Annotated in this window: 15 protein-coding genes; 5 read left to right on the top strand and 10 right to left on the bottom strand. The window is 42.4% G+C overall.

Annotated features, from left to right (window positions below; translation table 11 throughout):
* Window positions 1-46: 46 nt before the first annotated feature.
* Entirely contained in the window at window positions 47-1,072 is a 1,026-nt protein-coding gene (locus F752_RS0111490; protein ID WP_160164110.1) for a hypothetical protein, read from the bottom strand.
* Window positions 1,073-1,292: 220 nt separating this feature from the next.
* A complete protein-coding gene (locus F752_RS0111485) occupies window positions 1,293-1,808 on the bottom strand; it encodes a hypothetical protein (RefSeq protein WP_017731891.1) in 516 nt (171 codons plus the stop codon).
* Window positions 1,809-2,061: 253 nt separating this feature from the next.
* Between F752_RS0111485 and F752_RS0111480 the strand changes: the two genes are divergently transcribed.
* Complete coding sequence (locus F752_RS0111480) at window positions 2,062-3,288, top strand: baeRF3 domain-containing protein (RefSeq protein WP_026135682.1); 1,227 nt, start codon at window positions 2,062-2,064, stop codon at window positions 3,286-3,288.
* Between the two features lie 98 nt (window positions 3,289-3,386).
* Here F752_RS0111480 and msrA (F752_RS0111475) read toward each other — a convergent pair whose 3' ends face one another.
* The 3 genes from msrA (F752_RS0111475) to msrA (F752_RS23945) form a co-directional block, all read right to left on the bottom strand.
* On the bottom strand, window positions 3,387-4,067 hold the full coding sequence (gene msrA / locus F752_RS0111475) for a peptide-methionine (S)-S-oxide reductase MsrA (protein ID WP_051049892.1): 681 nt from the start codon (window positions 4,065-4,067) through the stop codon (window positions 3,387-3,389).
* A 296-nt stretch (window positions 4,068-4,363) separates the two neighbouring features.
* Window positions 4,364-5,230: a sigma-70 family RNA polymerase sigma factor gene (locus tag F752_RS0111470; protein ID WP_017731888.1), complete on the bottom strand. Its 867-nt coding sequence runs from the start codon at window positions 5,228-5,230 to the stop codon at window positions 4,364-4,366.
* A 312-nt stretch (window positions 5,231-5,542) separates the two neighbouring features.
* A complete protein-coding gene (gene msrA, locus F752_RS23945) occupies window positions 5,543-6,088 on the bottom strand; it encodes a peptide-methionine (S)-S-oxide reductase MsrA (protein ID WP_017731886.1) in 546 nt (181 codons plus the stop codon).
* Between the two features lie 254 nt (window positions 6,089-6,342).
* Here msrA (F752_RS23945) and F752_RS0111450 point away from each other — a divergent pair, with 254 nt between their 5' ends.
* Window positions 6,343-6,981, top strand: a complete 639-nt coding sequence (locus tag F752_RS0111450; protein ID WP_017731884.1) for a pseudouridine synthase — start codon at window positions 6,343-6,345, stop codon at window positions 6,979-6,981.
* A 149-nt stretch (window positions 6,982-7,130) separates the two neighbouring features.
* On the opposite strand, the gene F752_RS0111445 is transcribed toward F752_RS0111450, so the two are convergent.
* The 3 genes from F752_RS0111445 to F752_RS0111435 all read right to left on the bottom strand — a co-directional run bounded on the left by F752_RS0111445 (window position 7,131) and on the right by F752_RS0111435 (window position 12,403).
* A complete protein-coding gene (locus F752_RS0111445; RefSeq protein ID WP_017731883.1) occupies window positions 7,131-10,220 on the bottom strand; it encodes a PD40 domain-containing protein in 3,090 nt (1,029 codons plus the stop codon).
* Between the two features lie 167 nt (window positions 10,221-10,387).
* Window positions 10,388-10,840, bottom strand: a complete 453-nt coding sequence (locus tag F752_RS0111440) for an Hsp20/alpha crystallin family protein (RefSeq protein WP_017731882.1) — start codon at window positions 10,838-10,840, stop codon at window positions 10,388-10,390.
* A gap of 276 nt (window positions 10,841-11,116) precedes the next feature.
* Window positions 11,117-12,403 carry a metal-dependent hydrolase family protein gene (locus F752_RS0111435; RefSeq protein WP_017731881.1) on the bottom strand — a complete coding sequence of 429 codons (1,287 nt, stop codon included), beginning with the start codon at window positions 12,401-12,403 and terminating at the stop codon, window positions 11,117-11,119.
* Window positions 12,404-12,670: 267 nt separating this feature from the next.
* Between F752_RS0111435 and F752_RS0111430 the strand changes: the two genes are divergently transcribed.
* Window positions 12,671-12,901 (top strand): hypothetical protein, encoded by a 231-nt coding sequence (locus F752_RS0111430; RefSeq protein ID WP_017731880.1) that lies wholly within the window; start codon window positions 12,671-12,673, stop codon window positions 12,899-12,901.
* Here F752_RS0111430 and F752_RS0111425 read toward each other — a convergent pair.
* Both F752_RS0111425 and F752_RS23940 read right to left on the bottom strand, forming a co-directional pair.
* Window positions 12,851-14,380: a PP2C family protein-serine/threonine phosphatase gene (locus tag F752_RS0111425; protein WP_017731879.1), complete on the bottom strand. Its 1,530-nt coding sequence runs from the start codon at window positions 14,378-14,380 to the stop codon at window positions 12,851-12,853. The two genes, F752_RS0111430 and F752_RS0111425, sit on opposite strands and share 51 nt — an antisense overlap.
* A gap of 300 nt (window positions 14,381-14,680) precedes the next feature.
* Window positions 14,681-15,433 carry an MBL fold metallo-hydrolase gene (locus tag F752_RS23940; RefSeq protein ID WP_160164109.1) on the bottom strand — a complete coding sequence of 251 codons (753 nt, stop codon included), beginning with the start codon at window positions 15,431-15,433 and terminating at the stop codon, window positions 14,681-14,683.
* Between the two features lie 51 nt (window positions 15,434-15,484).
* Between F752_RS23940 and nfi the strand changes: the two genes are divergently transcribed.
* Window positions 15,485-16,210, top strand: coding sequence for a deoxyribonuclease V (gene nfi, locus F752_RS0111415; RefSeq protein ID WP_017731877.1), 726 nt, complete (start codon window positions 15,485-15,487; stop codon window positions 16,208-16,210).
* A gap of 268 nt (window positions 16,211-16,478) precedes the next feature.
* The gene (locus tag F752_RS23935) at window positions 16,479-18,164 is read left to right on the top strand and encodes a DUF1800 domain-containing protein (protein ID WP_081604550.1); all 1,686 of its coding nucleotides are present in this window, start codon (window positions 16,479-16,481) and stop codon (window positions 18,162-18,164) included.
* Window position 18,165 lies beyond the last annotated feature (1 nt).

Below are 18,165 nucleotides of genomic sequence, written 5' to 3'. Positions count from 1 at the left end.
CTCAATAGGCTTGAAGTAACACTTTAAATGAAGGGGATAAAACAGGCTACCAAAACAGAAATTTTTTGCGCTTCCGCTGGTACTGCTGCCTTTGTTCCGTATCATCTTTGCTCCGCTTTTTGTTCCGCATGAGTTCCGGATGATTTTGGCCGTATTTTGGATTTTGCCAGCGGTAAATAGGCTGCCCTCTGTACTCCTTTCCGAAGTGTACATGCTCAAGCTGAACGTGGCAGCGATCAATCGGGCAGCGCGGCAGGCGCGGATAATTAAGGCTAATCCCTGCTTGTAAAAAGAATGATGGGGTATTGGTTTTTACGGAGTGGCCTGAGGTGCCAAGATCCATATTATAAGAAGCCCATTCTACCGAAGGGCGAAGGGTGAGGCGAAAGTATTCTGAAAAATGTTTTTCGGTCAGGAGTCCTACATTAAAATAGAAGCCATCCCTAAGGCTTTCCTGACTAAAAGGGCCGGTATACTTCTTTTTCCCTATATGGGTATCTAAGGTAAAATCCCAGAAATACCAGCGGCTTATCCTTGCCCCAAGAAGACCATAATACCGAAGGATAAGAGCTGAACTGACATTGGACTTGTATGGCCCCAGAATATCAGCGGCTTCAGTAAACGCCACTTCACGGATGCTATGCCACTCTGCGGCCACCCCACCCCCGACTTTTATCCGGTCAATCAGGTTTATGTGGAGGCTAAGGTTAAGCGGAATACTTTGGCCGGAGCCAGCAAGCCCTAGCTGCACGGAGTCGCCCGGAACGATAATATCCTCGTCAGATGCAATAAGATTCGGGTAATCTACTGGATTGGTAAGCCAGCCGGCATAGCCTCTCACCACACTGGTATTGCTCTTTTTCAGACTCGGATCAGGAACAAGATAATGAACACCTTCTTTCAGGAGAATGGAATTACCTTGCAGGTTTTGCTGGTATCTGGTATAGCCATAGCCTGAGCTAGTTCCTATATTTACTTTGCTCAGGGCCTGCCGAAAAATACTCCTTTTTACTTCCTTGTTTTGAAATGGAGGAGGTTCATTCATTTGCCGCTGGGCTAAAACCTGTGGCATTGAAAACAAAAGTAAAGAAAGAAGTAAAACAGATACTTTACCCATAAACAAATTTTTACCAATGCCTCTTACCCACCGGCTCTACCAAATATACGACGAACTAGTGGTAGATAGTATATCGCCATCTTCACTTACTCTTTTTTTACAGAGGCTGCCAAAACATAAAGGTACGAAAAAAGGCTACCGATTGGCAGCCTTCCCACATAAAAGCAAACAACTCTTACTCAGGAGTACCACTTTCAGTAGTGGCAGCCTCAGCTGTATCAGATTCTTTTAGTGCCTGATAACGTTCTTTTAGTTCCGGATCGTTTTTGAGGCCCTTTCTAATGGTATTATATTCTGAAATACCAACATATTCTTTTACTAAATTACTGAATGACTCATTTAAAGCAGCTTCAAGCTCTTCTCTTTTTTTCTGTAGCTCTTTAAATGCCACCAGCTGCTCGTCTGTTATGCCTTCTTCAGCAAGCTGAACACTATCGCCTGCAGCAGACTTGATGATATTGTAAGCTCTGCCACCGTCCATTAACTCATGCTCTACTATCATGGCACTTACCGTATCAGACAACTGTGTTTTCAAAACAGTTACCGAATCCATTACCATGATGTAAGCCTCCAGTTTATCGTCGGTAATTTCCGTCCCATCCTGGGCTACTGCATTGTTAAAGCCAAACAGGGCCAGTACGATAACCATTACAAAAGTCTTCACCATTTTAACTGTTCTATTCTTCTTCATTTTCTAATAATTTTGTTTGTTCAAAAAATTAAAGAAAACAGGAATTGAGATAGAAGTCAAATATTTTCCCTTTTTATCCCTGAATTTCATTTATTATACGGTAGAATCATATTAAAAACTATGCCACTATCTGAATAGTTATAAGCTTTTTAAAATTTTCCTCCTTTTTCAAACTAAAATATCTCTAAACAACCCACTTTTTAATCGGTTGAAAAGGAAAGCAGTTTTTGAAAAAACTTTAATTTTTAAGTGTATGAAAATATTAACCCAAAAAGAACTGGAAGAATTGGCCAGCCATCGAGCGGATAATTGCATAAGTATTTTTATTCCAACCCACCGTGCCGGGAAAGAGGTGAATAACGGGCAGGATGCCATTGCCTTTAAAAACCAGATTCAAAAGGTAAAGCAGAGTTTGGAAAAGAAGGGACTGAATGGAAGAAAGGTTGAAGAGCTACTTGAGCCTTTATATAAGCTGCAACAGGACGTAAATTTCTGGCACCAGCAGCTGGAAGGTCTGGCGGTATTCCGTTCAGAAAATCATTTCAGTTACCACAGACTTCCTATTGAAATGGAAGATTTCTGCAGTGTTACCCAATCTTTCCAGTTACTTCCTTTAATTCCTCTAATGAGCGGCGACGGACTTTACCATATACTGGCCATCAGCAAGAATAAGGTAAGGCTTTTTGAGGCTACCCGCTTCTATATAAATGAAATAGATACAGAGGACACCCTGCAGCAAGGCCTGATTGAAGTACTTAAAAATTACGACTTTGAAAAAGGCATTCAGAACCAGTCCAGCTCACAGGGTGGTGGAGCACCTGCTCCTGGAACATCTCAGGGAGGAGGCTACTTAAACCCATCCGGAAACCGGGGCGGGTCAAACTTCCATGGCCAGGGCGATAATCCTTCAGATGATGAGCACCTGCTTAAGGAGTACTTCCGAAATCTTAACGAAGGACTTAAACACTACCTGTTTAATCCTAAAACCCCTTTGGTACTAGCGTCTGTTGAATACCTGCAGCCTTTATTCCGCGAAGCGTCTAATGGCTTTAACTACCATGTGATGCCCCAGGGAGTGGAAGGAAACCCTGACGAAATGCAGGCAAGAGACCTTCATAAGAAGAGCTGGAAAATTGTAGAACCTCATTTCAATAGAGAAAGAGAAAGAAGTCGAAATGCTTACCATGATTTAGCCGGCACAGGTAAAACCACCTACCACCTGAATGAGATAGTGCCAGCAGCCTTCAATGGCCGAATTGACTCTTTATTTGTTGCTAAAGGTGCTCATAAATGGGGCAGTTTCAAAGCGGACACCCAGGATGTGGATGTGCACGAGGAGTTTCAGGAAGGAGACATGGACCTGGTAAGCAAATCTGCTATACAAACCATTCTCAACGGCGGACAGGCTTTTGTGGTGGACCCTTCTGAGTTACCAGATAAAACCATCCAGACCCCAATGGTGGCTTTACTCCGCTACTAAGTCCTTAGAACTTTTAGCTTTGACAAGCAAAAACCCCCGACCATACTGAATGGTCGGGGATTTTTTGATATCTGTGGCTTCTGTTAAACTGCCACATCCTATTTTTTATACTTTTCCTTCAGAAGCTCCGGGTATTCTTTTACAAACTTTTTCACCTTTGGCCGGGCAACCGAAACAACATACGGATCATTAGGATTAAGCTCATAATAATCCTGGTGGTAGTCCTCTGCCACATAGAAATTTGTGAGAGGCTGAACCTTTGTGGCAATTGGTTTCCTATACTTTCCAGATACACTCAGCTTTTCCACGTATTCGGTCGCCAGCTTCTTTTCCTTTTTGCCATCATAAAAAACCACAGAACGGTACTGCTCTCCAACATCAGGCCCCTGCCGGTTTACCTGGGTAGGATCGATAGTGGCAAAAAACACTTTTAGCAAGGTGGCATAATCGACTACCTCCGGATCATAATAAACCTGAACAGCCTCTGCATAATCTGTTTGCCCGTAGCTCACCTGTTTATAAGTAGGATTTGGGGTAGTTCCACCTGAATACCCTGAAACGACTGCCTTAACTCCTTTTACTCTTTCAAAATATGCTTCGGTACACCAAAAGCATCCACCCGCAAAAGTGGCGGTATCCAGCTCAGAAGCCTGAAGTTCTAAGCTGGCTGTTTCTATTTTCAATTCCTGCCTGCCCCCCTCCTCACTGGCAGGCCCGCTGGAACAGGCCAGCAGCAAGAGGGAGAACAAGGTGGACCATATTGACAATGTTTTAATCATAGTGCTATTTTTTATGTAGAAATTTTTTAACTCCTGTTACTTTAGAAGAAGTCCAATACCTGAAAAATTTTTGTTTTTCTGCTGCTTTTGATAAAAGGACACGTTGTTTATAGCATATGTTTTCTTTTTAATTAAAAGTAGGTCAAACGCTTCCCTCCCCTCATTTTTACTTTAGCTGAGCCTACTGCTGCTAATGCTTTTTACCAGAAGGTAATTGGGAAATTATGGCAAAAAAAACAGGCACCGTAATTATTTATTACAGTACCTGTTTAGCTTTCATTAATCCAAAAAGGATTTTAGTTCAGGTAAGGAAGCAACAGCTTCATTCCAGACTTAGATCTTAATTTCTTCAGGGCATTTTCTTTTATCTGACGAACCCTTTCCCTGGTAAGGCTTAAATCATCGGCAATATCATCCAGTGACTGGCTATAATCTGATCCGATACCGAAAAAGCGGATAAGGATTTCTCTTTCACGATCAGACAGAACAGCGAGCAGGCGATGGAGCTCCCCTTTTAAAGAACTGCTTTCAACGAAATTATTTCCTGCTGCATTAGAATCCGGATCATCCAGAACATCTAACAAAGAGTTTCCCTCTCCTTCTTCAAATGGCGCATCCAAAGAAAGCTGCTTCATAGAAGCATAATTGGTATTCTTGATATCATTAATGTCCAGCTCAAGGAATTCAGCAAGCTCTTCCTCGGTAGGCTGCCGCTCGTAAGTCTGCTCCATACGTGAAATCGCCTGGTTTATTTTCGACAGACCATTTATTTTATTACTTGGAATTCTTACCATTCTGGAATGGTTATCCAGTGCCTGCATAATCGACTGCCGAATCCACCATACGGCATAAGAAATAAACTTAAACCCTTTGGTAGCATCGAACATCTGGGCAGCCTTAATAAGGCCCAGGTTTCCTTCATTAATGAGGTCATTCAATGGCACTTTACTGTGGTGGTACTGCTTTGCTACCGAAACTACAAAGCGGAGGTTGGCCTTCACCAGCTTTTCAAGCGCCAGTTGATCGCCTTCCTTAATTCGGCTTGCAAGTGTAACTTCTTCGTCTGCTGTAAGCAACTCCAGCTTCGAAACTTCGTTAAAGTACTTCTCAAGTGTTGCACTATCCCTGTTGGTAATAGTGTTGGTTATTTTTAACTGTCTCATTCTTTTATGTATCTCCTCATATTTTCCTTCCGCACCTAAACAATCATTCCTGCTCCAGGCTTAAGATTGTACTAAACTCAGGCATGGCTAAGCGCTGCTTTTTACTGCAGCTCCTTTTTAAAGTAGGGTTTTAGTTCACTTAATTAATCTTGTAAGAGAAAAAGGGTAATGGATAAGTGTTGATGTTTTTGTATTATGCCCGGCCAAATCCTCTATTTTTACAAAGTTTCAGGCCTGGAAGTTCATTTCCTTTTTCCTTTTCCTTATTTTTTATTGGGACAGGTAAATATTACCGTTCCCTTTCCACAGCCGCTATTCTTTTCCTACCGGGCTTTTTAATTTTCCGGCAAAAGCTTTTTTAAATTTTTCCAGTTTCGGGCGTATCACAAATGAACAATATGGTTCTCCTCCATTTTGCCTGTAATAATTATGATGGTAATCTTCAGCAGGGTAAAACTTTTCAAGCGGGCTTATCTCCGTTACAATAGGCGAATCCCAGGCACCTGATTGTTCCAGCGACTCCCTGTATTCTTCGGCTAGCCGCTTCTGTTCATCGGTATGATAAAACACTGCGGATCGATATTGAGTCCCCACATCTGCCCCCTGGCGGTTGAGAGTGGTTGGATCATGCGTTTTCCAGAACACTTCCAGCAGCTCCTTAAATGAAACTACCTCAGGATTATAGGTTATCTGTACCACTTCTGCATGGCCTGTACTCCCTGTGGTTACTTCTTTATAAGATGGATTTTCTTTATGACCGCCCGCATAACCTGATTCCACCTTTTCTACCCCTTCCAGGTTCTGAAAAACTGCCTCTACACACCAGAAACAACCTGCACCAAATGTCGCCTTTTCCATTCTACTCTTCTTTTAAATTTTCCAGACCTGTACATTACAGGCATCCCACCTTACACAAACGGACCTTCCATTCTTTAGCAGCTAAAATTCTGCTAAGTTTGCAGTTAAGGAACGCTTATTTTCCCCAGGAAATTTCATTTGTTTCCATTTTTTCCGGAGAAAAAGCAAATAAAACAGGAGAAATTTCTTAAACCAAAAAAAGAAGCAATTTTTTCTGAAAAACTAGAAAACTGCTTCTCATTTAGGAGTGCAATATGGAACATCATAGATATTTTATCATTTATAAGCCTTTTGGTATACTATCGCAGTTTAGCGCTGAGGGAGGAAAAGAAGGGCTGGGTAGCTTATTTGAATTTCCGAAAGAGGTTTATCCTGTAGGGCGACTGGATGCAGACAGTGAAGGCTTATTAATTTTAACAAATGATAAATCGCTCAACAGCCGGTTACTTCATCCTCAGCAAAAGCATTGGCGAACTTATTTCGTTCAGGTAGATGGGGCGATAACATCGGAAGCATTAAAGAAACTGGAGCAGGGGGTAACCATTAAAATTAATAAAAAGGAATATCATACACGGCCTTCAGTGGCTTCCCTCCTCTCCTCAGAACCCATGCTTCCGGAACGAAACCCTCCCATTCGCTTCCGGAAGGAAATCCCCACCAGCTGGCTTTCTCTGAGCCTGCAGGAAGGGAAAAACAGACAGGTAAGGAGAATGACTGCAGCGGTTGGGTTTCCTACCCTTCGTCTGGTAAGGGTAAGAATTGAAGCTCTTTCCATTGACGGGATGCTGAGTGGTGAAGTGAAGGAACTAAACCGTGAGGAACTATTCATGCAACTGAAAATGCAGCCAGAGGAAAAAAGAAAAAACTCATTCCGTGCAGGGAAACGAAAATAAAAGCAGCAGGGAGGAAACCTCAAACGGCATCATCAATAACACTATTAACATGAGGTTATTAATATTTTCCATTAACATCTAAAAACGTTATCCCATGGCAAGGAGACATTTTCTCCTTGTTCAATTACCACATCTCTCCCATTATACATTTACCAGCCAGGCGAAAAGTTTATTCCAAATGTTCCACCAGATATATCCTGCCGCTGAAGAGGAAAGGCATAATAAGGTTCAATAATCAGCTGACCAAATACATTAATTCTTAAACCTACACCGGTACTAAAAACAGGAGCCCTTTCCGTAGGGTCATTGGCATTTACTTCCTCTGCATTAAACTTTATATCACTGCTGTTAGAATCCCAGGCAATACCGCCATCGAAAAAGAAATTCAGCTCAGTAAAGAGGTAGCGGGAACCAATTAGAGCAAGTCTTTTTGGCCCGGTTAAGGGAACCCTGAATTCAACGTTTGAAACCAGAATACGGCTACCGGTTAATTCATTTATACTAAAAGTGTTGCCATAAATATCGCGACGGCCGCCAAGGTTTACATTTTCATATCCGTGGATAAGTGTTGGAAAACCAATAAAGAGAGGCATCAGTCTGTTACTTTCGGCATCACTCCCATAACGGGCGTAATGGTAGCCACGGAAAGCAACTGTAAAGGGGTTCAGGAAAAAGTACCGGCGATAGTCGGCCAGTACCGAAGAGAAGTTTAGCTCCCCAAAATACGTTTCGGCCCCAATACGGAAGCGATGGCCTTTAACCGGAGAGGCAATACCAAAAAAAGAATTGTCTCCCACATAAGCGGCATCCAGTTGCTGGAGGAAATAAGAATCAGGAGCATCCAGTCTTTCTCTTTCCTGGTCTATTTTTGAGGGCCCATAATAGTAATTATTTATCCGGTCGAAACGGTAACTATAATAAGCCATAGCCCCACCAAATTCAAACCTGCGAACTGTGCTAAACGGGATATAACTGAACAAGCTAACTTTATCCTCAAATACCCTTAGGATATCAAACTGCAGGTTATCGACTATTAAAGTGGTATCCCGGAAAGGGATTTCGTCCACCACGAGGTTTAAACGGCCGGTTCTATACGGCATGTGGGAGATACTCCCTCCCCAGTTTAAACGGCCTTTCTGGTTAATGTAAGCTACCTGACCGCCAAAATCGTAAATTTCTCCGTTAATGGCCAAAGCAGTATACAACTGCTGATTTCCAAGAATATCGCTGAAGATAGCATTTACCCCTCCTGCTATTCCTGTTCCGAAACGACCTGCAGAAACTCCTACCCCGGAATTCCCAATATAATCGAGCTTAAACTCCGGTCGATAAGGCACTACTTTTACTGAATCGGGAGAAAGGTCGGCAAAGGCAGCAGAATTCATCAAATTGGTGCTGATTTCCTGGATACCGGCCGGGTCGAAAGGAGGAAGTGTCGCTGCGGTAAAATCTACGGCGAAAGGCTCTACTTCCCAGCCTTCCAAATCTTCTGCCGTAGCCTTGTAAATAGAATATTTATTATCCTTGTATAGTGAATAAACCAATTCCCCTGTATTATTGGATATACTGATAGCAGGAGAATATTCAGTTATACCGCTTATTCCGGTAAGTATATCTGTCAGCTGGAATACCTGGCCTGTACGAATGTCGTACCTGTACAAATTCCGGAAACCATCCCGGTTAGAGAGAAAAATAATATTTTCATTATCCGGAGTGAAAATTGGGTCCATATTATCCGCACCCGGGAAAACTTCCAGGTTTTCAATGGAACCATCCTCCGTATCGTAAACCGCCAGGTTATAGCTATTCATGGCATAGGGTCCTTCTACTTCAAAACTAAGCCTGTCAGTTGAAAATACAATGTACCTGCCATCGGGCGACCAACTGGGTTGCAAATCAGAGAAATTATCGTCTGTGAGCTGAACTACCTCCTGGGCCTCAAGGTCGAAGAAATAAAGGTCGCTTTGCCCTTCCACCAATCCGGTTACAACTACTCCTTCTCCATCTGGAGACCAGGCCGGATTGCTGAAGGCAGGAACTCCTGGAATAAAATATTCTTCGATAGTTTCTCCCCGCTGCCCGTCGACAATAATTAACTTATTCCGGCCTTTACTAAAGGCAGCAAAGGCAAACCTGCGGCTATCAGGAGCCCAGCTCCCGGCAGACTCCACATAGCTAAAGGCATCGATATGGCTATTTCGACTGGCACTGGAAACCTTTTCTATAATTTCGCCTGTCTCCGCATCAGCCAAAAATAAATCTATGGTAAAAATATTAAGCTCAGAAAGGAACATGATGTACTCTCCATTGGGGCTAATGGATGGGGCAAGATTCATTTCACCGGCATTCTCTTCCCACAGCACCTTCCTACCCGGCAGCGTGGTAGTCGTGTCCTGCAGAAGAGCGTCATAATGTTTCCGCAAATTTTCCTGCCACATGTTGGACAAAGTCTCCACATTGAAACCAAAAACGGTATCGACAGCATCTTCTAATCCTAAACGTGCTGTTTCAATAAATAGCGGCTTAATCTTATCTTCTCCCCATACCCCTCCGATAAAGGCCCAGAAAGCCTGACCATAGCGGTAAGGGAAATATTCGGGATTAGTGTTCAAATCTTCGATAGAAGGGATATCCTCATTCAGGTACGCATCGCGCATCCACATGGCCGTATGAGCATCTACCCTTCCTATAGACATATATTCCGCCATTCCTTCCACCATCCAGAGCGGGAGGTTTCTTAGGTTGGCAAGAGAAAGGGATGAGTCCCGGCTGTCGCGAAGCATATTGTACTGAAAAGCATGGACCATTTCATGCCCAAGAACATGGTCGGTTTGCGCATTGGCTTCAAAAACAGGCATAACCACCCGGTTCTTCAGGCCCTCCGTTACCCCGCCGGTTCCTATACCTATTGCTCCACTAATGGCGGTTGTTTGCTGAAAATCAGCATGATTCTGGTAAAAAATAAATGGATTTTTAAAGCGGATGGTGTCTTCAAGAACAGCCTGATGGATATCATACCATTTTTCCGTTTGTTTTGCCAGGTGTAAAATAGCAGAATCGCTTTCGAAATAGTGGTAAATTTTAAAATTGGGCGTTTCAACTACCTGAAAATCAAAATTTTTATATCCAACTTTATTGCGGCCAAAGTATTGCGCATTTGAGGTGGTAACGATTAGTAGCAGGAATAGCTGTATCAGGAAAATTCTTCTGATGACAGAGGTGGTGTATATGGGACTCATACTCTTTAAAAAAAATGGTGAGTTGTATAAATAACGGCCAGTAGCCTATTAATATGACATTTTTCTAATAAAAAAGTTTTACTCCCGGCGGTACCACCAAGCTGGTTCAGGTAAAAAAAAGACAGGGCTTATTACCCTGTCTTCCATTATTAAGCTTACTTCAACATTTAAGCCACTTTTATTTGTTTTGGCTTCATTTTAATCTCTTCCTTTTTAGGAAGGAGCAATCGGAGAATCCCGTTATCATATCTGGCCTTCACCTTCTCTGTATCGATTACATTATCAGGGAAACGGAAGCTCCTTTTAAAGCTTTGCAGAGAAAATTCACGAAGGGTGTACTTTCCATTGTCTTTGTTTTCCTCTTCTTCCTGTTTATTAACCTTTTCAAAAGAAATGGTTAACACATTTTCATTCATTTCAATGGAAAAGTTTTCCTTCTGCAAGCCAGGAGCCATTAACTCCAGCTCAAACTGATTTTCGTTTTCCCGGATATTTACAGCTGGCGAAGCGGAATGGTCACGGCCATTGTTCAGGTCTGGCCAGTCAAACCGATCTTTTAACAAAAAGCTGTCGAAGAATCCAGGAAAAGTATCCATTGGGTTTCTTTTAACAAGTGTCATGGCTAATCCTCCTTTTTTATTTTTTGTTTGAATTCCTTTAGTTATTACTTCTATTATTCAATTTTTCAATTTGTGTGCCAATTAAATAAAAGGACCATTTAATGGAAATTCTTCTTCTTGCTTACGCCATATTGGCACAAAAATCTAAAAACCCGCAAAGCATTCAGCCAAAATGACATAAAAGGTATTTTTTTGCAGCTAACAAAACAAAAATCCGGCAGTTTGTGCCGGATTTCTATCCAATTCTTTTACAGTTTATTAGTTTTGGTGCCGGCCTTAGGGCCTTTTTACTATTTCTCCATCTTTCATCACGAAAACTACCTCTTTCATACTGGATATATCTTCCAAGGGATTTCCATTTACCGCAATAATGTCGGCCAACTTTTCCTTCTCAATACTACCAAGCTCATCTTCAACTTTTAAAATACGGGCGCCAGTAATGGTGGCCGCCTTTATAGCCTCCATAGGTGGCATTCCGGCCTCCACCATCAGCTCAAACTCCCTTGCATTAATTCCATGCACAAAAACTCCCGCATCTGTACCAAAAGCAATTTTAACTCCCTTTTTGTAGGCTTTGCTAAATGTATCCTGAATTTTTGGTCCAATTTCCAGTGCTTTGGGAACTACCACAGCAGGATAATAGCCAGGGATTTTGGCAGAATCGGCAACTGTCCGGCCGGCAGTTAGAGTAGGCACCAGGTAAGTCCCGTTCTTAATCATCAGATCCATTACCTCCTCCGTCATTTTCGTACCATGTTCAATGGTGGTTACACCAGCCTCCACAGCCCTTTTCATACCTTCTGCATCATGAGCATGGGCAGCTACATGCATACCATAATCATTGGCTGTTTCCACAATTGCCTTCAACTCTTCATTGGTAAATTGAGGGCCTGAACCATCTTTTGCCACACTTAAAACTCCCCCAGTAGCGGTAATTTTTATAAGATCTGCTCCGTTTTTATATCGCTGGCGTACCGCTTTCCGGGCTTCATCCGCCCCATTAATGACTCCCTCCTTAGGACCAGGATTTCCGGTAAGGTCCTGGTTTAAACCATTAGTAGGGTCGGCATGGCCTCCGGTGGTGGCAATTGATTTTCCAGAGGTAAATACCCTTGGTCCGGAAATATATCCTGCATTTATAGCATCACGAAGAGAAATATTGATGCCCGAACCGCCAAGGTCACGTACACTGGTAAAGCCCGAGTTAAGGGTTCTTTCGGCATACTGCGTCGCCCGCAGTGCAATATCTGCATCATCCATTCTGAACTGCTCCGAGTATTTATCTTTACTCGTCTGGCTCTCCAGGTGCACATGCATATCTATCAACCCCGGCAGAACTGTTTTATCCTTCAGATCAATCACTTCATCCCCCTCTCCGGCTGGAATGTATCCTTTTTTGATGTCTTTTATTTTATTCCCTTCTACCACAATGGTTACTTCTTTAGAAGGTTTCTCATCCACGCCGGTAATTAAACGACCGGCATAAATAAGGGAGCGCTGAGAAAAAGCCGGAAGGCTTACTATGATACAGCAAAAGAAAATTAACAGGTATTTTTTCATCATACAATTATTTTTTCTGGTTTATCAGATATTAGCACATTGAATGTTCCTCCCAAACCTAAAAAGGATCTCCTTATTTGTTTTTAAGCTGTTTTCACCTGGGCCAGGACTAACGGGTTAAAGACTTGGAAAGGCCGATGGAAACCTAATATAATAATAAGTTCTGGAGGATGACAAGGAGAATCTTTTATTTAAAAGGATGCTTTTAACTCAGCTAAAAGTTTGTACTTTTATTGGCTTTGAAAACAGAATGCTAACCCCCGAAATAAAATGAAGAAGTTAATTGGAATAATTCTATTTGTAGCTGGTTTGGTCGCTTCCCTGATTTATGGGCTGGAGGTGTACCAGAATACGGAAAGTGTAAATGTTTTAGGAAACAAAATCACCTTAAGCCAGGCTAACTGGACTCCTCTCATTGTAAGTATAGGCGTAGCGGTAACCGGAATTATCTTAATTGTTAGCCAAAAGGCTAAAACCGGAACCGGCAGGAGAAGGCGTTGATTTTTCCTGATGGTTGGGCTGGAAGCCTACTATTGTAATATCATCTAACTGCTCCTCTCCCTTCATCCAGTCATTGATAATTTCTGCAATATAAGATTTTTGCATAGGCATAGGGAGCTGATAAATGTGATTTATGGTTTGGGTAATCCGCCTTAGCATAAATTTCTTTCCTGAAGGTCCTCCAAACTGATCTTTGAGCCCATCTGTAAACATGTAAAACCTGGTAGGGGAATCGAGTGGAATGGAATGTAAGCTGAATTCTTTCCTTGCGCCGGAATACATTCCACCTATAGACTGGTTATCTGCCTTTATCTGCTCAACCCCTCCCTCCTTGGCCATGAATAAAGATATTTTGGCACCGCTATACAATACCAGCCTTTTTTCCTCATCAATTACGCAAAGGCCTATTTCCATACCATCATGGCTGGCCGTTTCTTCCTGATGCAATGCCGCACATACTCCTTTGTGAAGAAAAGAAAGGATTTCCGGTGGGTCAGATAATTTTTTAATTTTTACAGCCTCTTTGAGCAGGTTATTTCCTATCACGCTCATGAGAGCTCCCGGAACCCCATGCCCGGTACAATCGACCACAGCAACGAAAGTGAGTCCATCAACCCTGGTGGTCCAGAAGAAGTCGCCACTTACAATTTTCAGTGGCTTCATCATATAAAAGCTATCGACAAACAAAGACTGCAGAATATAAGGATTGGGCATGATTGCGTTCTGCATATCTTTGGCATATCGCAGGTTGGAGGTAATGGCCCGGTTCTTATTTTCGATAATTTCTTTTTGCCGGACCAGCTCCATATTCGCCAGCACAATATCGTCATGAGACTTTTCGAGTGCCACCCGAGCTCCTTCCAACGCTTCCAACGCATTTATTAGCTCCAGGTTCTTTTCTTCAACAATTTTTCGTGTCTTCTCTTTTGTATTATTAAATACCAGGTTAATAAGGAAAGTTAGAAAGATTAGACCCGAGATGATATGAACTTTAAAAATAATCTCCCACTCTCCATTAAAATTAGGTGGAAGAGGAAAGTCAATGTAAGCCAGGTAAGCAAAAAAGAAAAGACATACTATCATTAATAGAGCCCACACCATAGCAGATCTTTTTCCTATTAACATCAGGGCCAGCGGTGGACAAGCAGCCAACCAGGCAAGAATGGGGGAATTTAGCCCACCAGAAAAATAAATAACTCCCACTACCCCGGATGCTCCTATTAACACATAAAGGTTACCTAACAAATCCAGTGAAAATCGAAACCTTAGCATGAGGGTTAGCAATAAAAACCCGATCATATTCATTATCATCAGGTTTACTCCATGGCTAAAGTCAATGATGTAGCTAATCAGAAAGTAAGAAGTTGAAGACAGGCCGGTAAACAAAAAGGCCCTCAATAAATTCTTTGCCTGTAGGAATTGGTTGTCATCCTGTTGGTATACAGGATTTATGAAAAGGTGGATCCAGTTGTTAATCATGCACGGTCGAGCAGGAAAATGATGTACTGCTTTTTAATGTTATTACGCAACATCATGTTGCAATATACCAATTTCAGCACTTAAAAAAAGTAATTACCCTGCTTTATCTAAGTTTAAAATTACTTACAGTTCTTCTTTTTTTACTCTAAAACTAATAGTGGTAAAAATAATTCCTTTTCCGGCAAACTCCTTTCTATCTCAAATCCATAAAACAAGCAAAAGCAGCTATTTTGAAACAGGGATCAGTTAACTCTCCTCTTTTATTCAATTTAAAAACCTTTTCGTTTTCTTGCTCCTTCTCTATACTAAAATTTCCTGATCCTCTTCCAATGCGGGAAAATGAACTTCTTCTATTCTTTTCAGCATCTCCTCCCCCAGGTGAGTAATCATTATCTTTTTCGCCTTCAGAAGGTTTTCCTTCTTTTTTAGCACCTCGTAATTTAAGTGATGTTCCGATTGGTGCTCAAAAAAATTGCACTCACAGATAAAAAGATCCGCCCCTTCTGCAATTTTTATCAGGTTTTCATGCCAGGCGGTATCTCCAGAAAAGCTAAGCACCTTTCCTCCTATATCCAATCTTACACCATGAGGCTGGCTTTCGGTAGTATGTTGTACTTTAAAGACCCTGAGGTTAAATTTTTCCTGCTGCATCTCCACCCCTTCCTCAAATGAGATAAACTGCAGCGGTAAAGTGGATAATACATCATCTGAGCCGGGATACAGAGCACCCAGCAAAACCACCAGCCGCTGTTTCAAACCCGGGGGTGAAATCAATGTAAGTGTTTTTTTCCGGTTCAGTACTTTGGCTGCCTCTAATAGTAAAAAAGGTAATCCTCCATAATGGTCGCCATGGAAGTGCGACAAAACAATGCAATCGATGTCGTTGCTATTCATCTTATTTGCCTTTAAGGCAAGAGGAGTGGTGGCTCCGCAATCTATCAAAGTATTATAATTCTGCTGTTTAAGCAAAAAGGAGGTATGGCGCCTGCCCCCACTGCAAAAAGCATCGCTGCATCCTAAAACTTTTAAATGTATTTCCTTTTCTTCAATCATTTCTTTAACCATTTAGAGTTGTTTAACTGTTATAACTAAAAAAAGAAAATAATGTCAGCCAATACGTTAGCGAATACCTGGGAAGTGAAACCCTCTGAAGCCAGAAGAATACAGGAAGAATTAAGAAAACAGGTTGTGCTCTCTCCGCTGGAAGGAAAATGCAGCCTTATTGCCGGAGCCGATATTTCATTCAACAAATATGAACCTACCGTATATGCGGGCATTGTGGTGCTGGATATAGAGTCCTTGCAGCCAGTGGCACATGCCCTGGCCATTACTAAAGTGCATTTCCCCTATGTGCCCGGACTGCTCTCCTTCCGCGAAATACCTGCTCTGCTCCAGGCCTGGAAGCTGTTAGAAGTAAAGCCAGATGTAATAATGGCTGATGGCCATGGCATTGCTCATCCCCGCCGCCTAGGTATTGCCACTCATTTCGGGCTAGCAACGAACATGCCCAGCCTGGGCCTGGCCAAAAAGAAATTAGTAGGAAAGTATGAAGAACCAGATAGTCTTCCCGGCAGTTTTTCTCCACTGGAGCATAATAATGAAACGGTTGGGTATGTTTACAGAACTAAAAAGAATGTAAAGCCTGTTTATGTATCTCCTGGTTTTAAAACCGATTTGGAAAGTGCTTTATCCATTCTCCGCCAAACCACTGGCAAATACCGCATTCCAGAACCAACACGGCAGGCTCACCTCCTGGTTAACCAGCTAAGAAGAGGCGAAATAAAGGAAGGATTTTACAGATACCCGGCCAGCACCCAGCTGTTTTCGTGAAAAATTAACGGCCCGGCCATGTAATGAAATAACCGGATTTTGTCCAAAGTTGATGTGGAATATTTCTACACCGCTACACAGGTGCAGGAAGGAATATAAATATTTTTCGGGGACTAGTAGTATACTACCCTCTCAAAGTTAAAATAGTTCAATAAAAATAATTTTTAAAATTGTAATAAGTGCCGGAATTACGCCCGACAACTTACTTATTAATGCTATAGTTTTGGAATTGTTAAACGATGTGTAAAATAATTAATTTCAATACTTTATGTCAGCTTTAAGTCCCGTAAGTGGTCCATTGGGTAGGCGAGCAGCAAGCCATTTGCTCAAGCGCCTTACCTTTGGCCCGACAAAGAAGGAAATAGATGAAATCCAAAATAAATCAATAACTGAAGCTCTTGACCTGCTGTTAAAAAAACACCCAAACCCTCAGCCCCCACTAGATACAGCAACAGGCGCTCAATGGGTAAATCCAATTCCTCTCGAAAGAAGTACTGGTAAGCGGGTGCATAGCCTTGAGAACACGCTCATACCTTACCTGCGCCTTTGGTGGCTCGATACCATGTGTAAAGAAAACACAGGGATTACTGAAAAGATGACCTTCTTTTATCACTCCCACTTTACCACCATTTCGACCAGAATTTACTACAGTCTTTCTCTTTACCACCAGCTGAACCTCTTCAGATTCCACGCAACCGGTAGTGTTAAGGACTTGGCCTATAAAATGTGCATCGATAATGCCATGCTAATCCACCTCGATGGGAACTCTAATGAAAAAGATAACCCAAATGAAAACTTTGCCAGGGAGTTTCTGGAACTATATACCATTGGAAAAGGGAAGCAGGTTGGCGCGGACGATTACACAAACTATACCGAACACGATATTCGCCAGGCAGCCCGGATATTATCCGGCTTCAAAACAGAGCACTCGTTTTCTGAAGATATTGACCCGGAAAGCGGGATACCTCTTGGAAGAGTGCTTACCAATCCGCAGGACATGGCTATACGCCACGATTCAGGAGTAAAAACTTTTAGCCACCGCTTTGGCAACAGAACCATTAAGCCAAATGAGCTGAAATCTTACTACGACCTAAAAGATCTGGCCACCAAGGAAGCCTGCCTGCAGGAAGTACAGGACCTGGTGGATATGATATTTGACCAGAAGGAAACTTCCCGCCACTTCTGCCGCAAACTGTATCGCTTCTTCGTGTATTATAAAATTACCCCTGCAGTAGAAAGTGAGGTAATAGAACCTTTGGCAACGACCCTGTACAATAGCAATTACCACATGGAGCCGGTTCTTCGCCAGCTGTTTAGTAGCAGCCATTTCTTTGACCAGGATAATTCTCTGAATACCGATAATGTAAGGGGCGCGTTAATAAAATCGCCGCTGGAAATAATGGCCGGCACCCTTCGCTTTTTTGAAGTAAGCCTTCCGGACAGGAAACAACTGCCCGACTATTATGAGCTTTATGAAACCTTATATGATAAGCTAGCCCAGCAGGGGCTTGCCTTATACGAGCCATTTGATGTAGCAGGATATACTGCTTACCACCAGGCGCCTGATTTTAACCGCCACTGGATTTCATCTAACAACCTTGCCTATCGCTACCAGTTTGCCCGTGACCTCCTCGACGGAATCCGGCACGAAGATAGCTCAAGGACTATTAAGCTGGACCTGATGCGGTACATAAATGATAGTCAGCACATCACCGACCCTTCCGATGCAGAAAAGCTGGTACGGCAATTAACCGACGACCTCCTGCCGGAAATGATTACAGAAGAACGTTTTAGCTTCTTCCTTAACGAAGTGCTGCTGGACAATCTTTCTGTAATAAACTGGAAACATGAATGGGAAAGATACACAGAAACCGGCGATGCCAGTGCAGTTAAGATGCAGCTGGATAAGCTTATCATTGCCCTTCTGCAGTCGCCCGAATACCAGTTATTTTAAT

The sequence above is a fragment of the Nafulsella turpanensis ZLM-10 genome, assembly GCF_000346615.1.
Taxonomy (GTDB): Bacteria; Bacteroidota; Bacteroidia; order Cytophagales; family Cyclobacteriaceae; genus Nafulsella; species Nafulsella turpanensis.
Note: the sequence above shows the minus strand (reverse complement) of the source record. Positions and strands in the feature narration are given on the sequence as shown.